The organism is Amycolatopsis sp. NPDC048633, from assembly GCF_040650695.1.
GTDB lineage: Bacteria > Actinomycetota > Actinomycetes > Mycobacteriales > Pseudonocardiaceae > Amycolatopsis.
The window spans coordinates 21,187-27,317 of sequence record NZ_JBEZHS010000061.1 but is presented as its reverse complement, the minus strand read 5'-3'; the positions used below and the strand labels follow the sequence as shown (position 1 = coordinate 27,317).

The following is a 6,131-nucleotide window of genomic DNA, read 5'->3' as shown; positions in this document are numbered from 1 at the left end:
ATGCTTACCAGCCACAACCACGATGAAACAACCCCAATGTGGCCTTGGTTGCGTTGAACGCACCCAAGGCGGCCTTCGGTGCGTTGAACGCACCGAAGGCCACATTGGGCGCTTGCCCGGGTCAGGAGTCGGCGTTCTTCTTGATCTTGTCCGCGTACTGCTGGGCCGTCGCCGCGCGCTTGACCTTGCCCGACGGCGTCTTCGGCAGGCTTCCCGCCGGCAGCACCACCACCGCGTACGGCCGCATGTCCACCGCGTCGCGCACCCGCGCCGAGACCTGCTTCATCAGGTTCTTCTCGGCCTCGGCGTCGCCCGCCAGCTTCGACTCGACGACCACCGCGAACCGCTCGCGGCGGCTGCCCGCGTCCAGCCGCACCGCCACCGCGTTGCCCGCCCGGACGCCCTCGACCGACGTCGCCGCGCGCTCGATGTCCGTCGGGTAGAGGTTGCGCCCGCCCATGATGATGACGTCCTTGCGGCGGCCGCAGATGACGATCTGGCCGTCGATCAGGTACCCGAGGTCGCCGGTGTTCAGCCAGCCCTCGGCGTCCTGGGTGTCGAGCGGGCCGTCCATCGTCAGGTAGCCGGGCGTCACGGCCTCGCCACGCAGCCGGATCTCGCCGACCTCACGCTCGCCGATGCGCGAACCAGCGTCGTTGACGATCTCCGCCTCCAGCCCGTCCAGCGGGCGGCCGAGCACCGCGAACGACCGGACGCTGTCGGTGCCGCGCCGCTCGTCGCCCTCGGGGACCGGCACCGCGCGGTTGTCGGCCTCCAGCGCGTCGGCCTCGACGACGTCCAGGGTGAGCCCGGTGAACAGCGGCGCGAACGAGACCGCGAGCGTCGCTTCGGCCATGCCGTACGCCGGGAAAACGCATTCCGCCGGCATCTTGAACCGGGCACCGGCGTCCACGAAGGTCTGGACGGCGGTCTCGTCGACGGGCTCGGCGCCGTTCAGGGCGATCCGCAGCTTCGAGAGGTCGTAGGCGTCGTCTTCGTCGACGCGGGCCATCCGGCGCCCGACGATCGCGTACGCGAAGTTCGGCGCCGCCGTCGTCGTGCCGTGGTACTTGGTGATCAGCTCCGGCCAGATCAACGGGCCCGACAGGAACTCGACCGGCGTGATCTTGACGAGCTCGACGCCGAAGGTCATCGGCACGGTCAGGAAGCCGACCATCCCCATGTCGTGGAACGTCGGCAGCCAGGAGACCATCACGTCGGTGTCGAAGTCGAACTCCGCGCGGTCGACCATGGCCTTGACGTTGGAGTACAGGTTCCCGTAGGTGATCCGCACGGCCTTGGGATCGGCGGTCGAGCCGCTCGTCAGCTGCAGGAGCGCGGTCTCGCTCTCGTCGGTCACGACGACGTCGTCGAGGGGCTCGGCGCCGACGAGGTCGCTGATCAGCTTGAAGCCGATGCCCTTCTGCTCCAGCACCGGCGCCAGCTGGTCGAACGGCTCGCCCAGCAGCACCAGGCTCGAGCCGATCATCCCGAGCACGCGCACGGTGTCCTCGGCCCACTCGGCGAGGTCGGTGCGCGGGGTGGGCTGGTGCAGCATGGTGACGCTGCCGCCGGCCAGCCAGACGGCCTGCACGGTCGGCGCGATCAGCACCGGCGCCGCGGCCAGCACCCCGACCGCCGTTCCCCGCTCGAACCCGCCCGCGACGAGCCCGCCGGCGATCCGCCGGGCTTCCTGGTGCACCTCGGCCCAGGTCCGCCGGACCGGCTCCTTGGGCTCCCCGGTGACCATGCCACGCTGCTGACCTCGCCCCGCCGCAGTGGCGACGAGCGTGTCCACGAACCTGCTCATGAGGCAGACATTACTGGCAGCCGTGTCACTCCAGCAGTTCGGACGTCTCCAGCCAGCGGCCCTCGACGTCCTCGATCTCGCCCTGGACGCCCTTCAGCTCGGCGTTGAGCGACATCAGCTTCGCCGGGTCGGTCGCCGCCTCCAGGAGGGCCGCGTGGAGCTTCTCCTCCTTCGCGTGCAGCTGGTCGAGCTTGCGCTCCAGCCGGCCCAGGTCCTTCTGCGCCGCCCGCAGGTCCGCCGCCGACTTCTTCGCCTCGGTCTTCGCCGCCGTCGGGGCCGCCGCGGCCGCCGGTTCCTTGGCGAGCGCGCGGCGGTTCAGGTACTCCTCGATGCCGCCCGGCAGGTGGGTGATCCGGCCGTCGCCGAAGAGGGCGACGATCGTGTCGCAGACGCGTTCGACCAGGTACCGGTCGTGCGAGACCACGATCATCGTGCCCGGCCAGCCGTCGAGCAGGTCTTCCAGCTGCTGCAGCGTGTCGATGTCCAGGTCGTTCGTCGGCTCGTCGAGCAGCAGCACGTTCGGCTCGGCCATCAGCAGCCGGCACAGCTGCAGCCGGCGCCGCTCGCCACCGGACAGGTCCCCGACCGGCGTCCACTGGCGGGCCTGCGGGAAGCCGAGCTTCTCGCCCAGCTGCGACGCCGTCATCTCCTGCTTGCCGAACACCACGCGCCCGGCGACCTGCTCGATCGCCTGCAGCACCCGCAGGTCGGCGGGCAGGTCGTCGAGCTCCTGGCGCAGGTGCGCGAGCGCGACGGTCTTGCCCTCGATCCGCCGGCCCGTCGAACCTTCGACGTCGCCGCCGAGCAGCTTGAGCAGCGACGTCTTGCCCGAGCCGTTGATGCCGACCAGGCCGATCCGGTCGCCGGGGCCGACCCGCCAGGTGACGTGGTCGAGCAGCGTCCGCTCGCCGACCGTGTACGTCGTGTCTTCCAGCTCCAGCACGGTCTTGCCCAGGCGCCGCTTCGCGAACGCCATCAGCTCGACGGTGTCGCGCGGCGGCGGCACGTCCGCGATCAGCGCCTCGGCGGCGTCGATGCGGTAGCGCGGCTTCGACGAGCGCGCCTGCGGGCCGCGGCGCAGCCACGCCAGCTCCTTGCGGGCCAGGTTCTGCCGCTTCTCCTCGGCCGTCGCGGCCAGCCGCGACCGCTCGGCACGCGCGAAGATCCAGTCGGCGTAACCGCCTTCGTAACTCTCGACGCGGCCGTGGGCGACTTCCCAGGTCACGCTCGCGACGGTGTCGAGGAACCACCGGTCGTGCGTGACGACCACGACCGCGATCCGCCGGGTCAGCAGGTGGTCGGCGAGCCACTGGACACCTTCGACGTCCAGGTGGTTGGTCGGCTCGTCGAGCACGACGAGGTCGAGCTCACCGGTCAGCGCGGCGGCCAGCGAAACCCGGCGCCGCTCGCCACCGGAGAGGTTCGCCGTCGGCGTGTCCAGCCCGATCGCCGTGATGCCGAGCCCGTCCACAATGGACCGGACGCGCGCGTCGGCCGCCCATTCGTGCTCGGCGCCGTAGCGTTCGAGCACGACCTCGCCGACGCTGCTGCCGTCCGGGAGCTCGGTCCGCTGGGTGACCACAGCCATCCGCAAGCCGCCGACATGGCTGACCCGGCCGGAATCCGGCTCGGCCAGTCCGGAAAGGACTTCCAGGAGCGTGGTCTTGCCACCTCCGTTGAGGCCGACGACGCCGATGCGCTGCCCGGCCGCGACGCCGAGCGACACACCGTCCAGGAGCGGGCGCACCCCGTAGGACTTGCTCACCGCCTCCAGGTTGACCAGGTTGGCCATCCGCTCAGCCGATCCTCTCTTTGGGAAACACTGTCACGATGACGAACCGCGTCGCCACGACCTGCGTCGTGTCGTCCACGGTGAACTTCGGATCTTCCAGCGCGGCGCGCATTTCCGCACCCTGCCAGTAGTCCGTGTGACCGGCGCGCCACTCGGCAACGCTCGTGAAGCCTTCGCCCTCGTCGATCGCGTGCTGCAAGTCCACTTCGGACAGTGGGATGACGCGCACTTCGGTCGTCTCGAGGATCGCCAGCCCCTCGCCCGCCGAGTCGATCATCAGCTCGCGCTCGCCGACGACGGGCAGCTCTTCGCCGTACTTCTCGTATTCGACGACCAGGCCGGTGGTCGAAGTCTTTTCGCCGCGCAGGATCGCCGCGACGAGCTTGTCGCGCAACGGTCCCGGAAACGCGAACTCGGCGTGCTTCACGCGTGCACCCGCGGCGGCGCCGGGCGCGGCGCGTCGTCCCCGCCGACCACGCGGGCGCCGGGGACCGGGCCGTGCGCCACCCGGACCGTGCGGCACACCCCCGCACCCGACAGCTCCGCGGCGACCTCGACCGCCGAATGCGCGTCCTCACAGAGGAACGCGCACGTCGGGCCGGATCCGGAGACCGTGCCGGCGAGCGCGCCCGCGTTGACGCCGGCTCGCAGCGTCCGGCGCAGCCCGGGCCGCAGCGAAACCGCCGCCGCCTGGAGGTCGTTTCCCAGCAGCAGCGCCAGCTGACGCGGGTCGCCCGAAGCCAGGGCTTCGACGACCGGGGTGTGCGAGCCGATCCGCGGCGGGTTGCCGTCGGCGCGCAGGCGGTCCAGCTCCTTGAACACCTTCGGCGTCGACAGCCCTTCCTGGTCGAAGGCCAGCACCCAGTGGAAGGTGTGCCGCGACAGCACCGGGACGAGCTGCTCGCCCCGCCCGGTACCCAGCGCGGTGCCGCCGTAGAGCGCGAACGGGACGTCGCTGCCCAGCCCGGCGGCGATCTCGGCCAGCTCGTCGCGCGTGACGTCGAGGTTCCACAGGCTCGCCAGCCCGACCAGGGTCGCGGCCGCGTCGGCGCTGCCGCCCGCCATGCCGCCCGCGACCGGGATGCCCTTGCGCAGCACCACCCGGACGTTCGGCTCTTCGGTGCGGCCGACGTGCGCGGAAAGCGCTTCGACCGCGCGCCAGGCGAGGTTGGTGCCGTCGGCGGGCACCGAGCCCTCACCCTCGCCGTAGATCTCCAGGCCCGGCTCCTCGGTGACCGCGACGGTCACCTCGTCGGTCAGCGACAGAGCCTGGAACACGGTCACCAGCTCGTGGTAACCGTCTTCGCGCAGGTCGTCGACCGCCAGGTGCAGATTGACCTTGGCCGGGACCCGGACGGTGACTGGGGGCGGGACTACAGCGAGCACCCGACCAGCCTACGTGCCCGCGAAAACGCCCCGATGTGACGTGCACATCGGGGCGTTCCGGCGTTCGAGGTCAGGCAGCGACGCCCTGCGGGCCGCGGGCGGTGTGCGTCACGTGACCGCCGCGCTCGGTGACCCACGCCAGCGCCGCGTCGGCCCGCTCGCCGCGGACGCCGAGGCGGAACCGGCCGACCGGGGTGTCGCCGATCCGGGTCAGGCCGCCGCCGATGGTGGCGAACTCGACGTCGAAGCGGCCCGCGGCCTCGGGCAGCAGCGCGCCGACCGACGCGAAGCCGACCAGCACGACGTCGACCGAACGGTCGTAGCGCGCCGACTGCGCGCGGGTGGTCTCGATGGCCGGCAGCAGCGCCTGCGCGGTGCGGCTGGCCGGGTTCGAGATCAGGTCGAGGACGGTGCCGCGCTCGACGACCGTGCCGTCTTCGAGCACCGCGACGTCGTCGCAGACCCGGCGGACCACGCCGGCGTCCGGCGTCGTGACCACGATGGTGGTGCCCAGCTCGGCGCGGGCGCGGTCGAGCACGGTGAGCACCGCGCCGGCCTCCTCCGGGTCGATGCCGGCGGTCGGGTCGTCGGCGAGCAGCACCGCGGGCGCCGCGGCCAGCGCCTTCGCGACCGCGACGCGGCGGAGCTGGCCCTCGGTCAGCTCGCCGGGACGCTGCGTCGCGCGCTGCGTCAGGCCGACGAGGTCGAGCAGCGAGCCGACCCGGCTGCGGCGCTGCGGGCCGTCGATGCCGAGCTGCTCCAGCGGGGAGGCGATGTTGCCGGCGATCGTGCGCTCGGCGATCAGCTCCGGCTTCGTCGAGACGACGCCGAGCTGGCGGCGGATCTCGCGGAGGCGGCGGCCGTCGAGGGTGCCGGTGTTGAGGCCGTCGAGGCGGACGACGCCGCGGTCGGGCCGCTCCTGCAGCGCGATGCAGCGGGCGAGGACGGACTTGCCCGACCCGGCGGGACCGACCACGCCGAACAGCGAGCCGGCCTGGACCTCGACGCTGACGTCGCGCAGGGCGACGACCGAGTTTCCGTTGGTGGCAAAGGTTTTGGACAGGTTTTCGACGGTGATCACGAAGGCTCCAGAAAACGGGGCGCGCAGAGAAGCGCGTCCGGCCGCAAGCGAGTGTCCGTCCT

5 protein-coding genes are annotated in these 6,131 nt (G+C 71.8%); all 5 read right to left on the bottom strand.

What is annotated here, in order from left to right; all coding sequences use genetic code 11:
- Nucleotides 1-121 precede the first annotated feature (121 nt).
- The 5 genes from AB0C38_RS47870 to AB0C38_RS47850 all read right to left on the bottom strand — a co-directional run bounded on the left by AB0C38_RS47870 (nt 122) and on the right by AB0C38_RS47850 (nt 6,069).
- Nucleotides 122-1,810 carry a fatty acyl-AMP ligase gene (locus tag AB0C38_RS47870; protein ID WP_360687827.1) on the bottom strand — a complete coding sequence of 563 codons (1,689 nt, stop codon included), beginning with the start codon at nt 1,808-1,810 and terminating at the stop codon, nt 122-124.
- Between the two features lie 25 nt (nt 1,811-1,835).
- Nucleotides 1,836-3,602 (bottom strand): ABC-F family ATP-binding cassette domain-containing protein, encoded by a 1,767-nt coding sequence (locus AB0C38_RS47865; RefSeq protein ID WP_360687825.1) that lies wholly within the window; start codon nt 3,600-3,602, stop codon nt 1,836-1,838.
- Between the two features lie 4 nt (nt 3,603-3,606).
- A complete protein-coding gene (locus tag AB0C38_RS47860) occupies nt 3,607-4,029 on the bottom strand; it encodes an ASCH domain-containing protein (RefSeq protein WP_360687822.1) in 423 nt (140 codons plus the stop codon).
- Nucleotides 4,026-4,988 carry a 4-(cytidine 5'-diphospho)-2-C-methyl-D-erythritol kinase gene (locus AB0C38_RS47855; RefSeq protein ID WP_360687819.1) on the bottom strand — a complete coding sequence of 321 codons (963 nt, stop codon included), beginning with the start codon at nt 4,986-4,988 and terminating at the stop codon, nt 4,026-4,028. The genes AB0C38_RS47860 and AB0C38_RS47855 overlap by 4 nt, the downstream gene beginning before the upstream one ends.
- 70 nt (nt 4,989-5,058) lie before the next feature.
- Nucleotides 5,059-6,069: an ATP-binding cassette domain-containing protein gene (locus AB0C38_RS47850; protein WP_360687816.1), complete on the bottom strand. Its 1,011-nt coding sequence runs from the start codon at nt 6,067-6,069 to the stop codon at nt 5,059-5,061.
- Nucleotides 6,070-6,131: the final 62 nt, after the last annotated feature.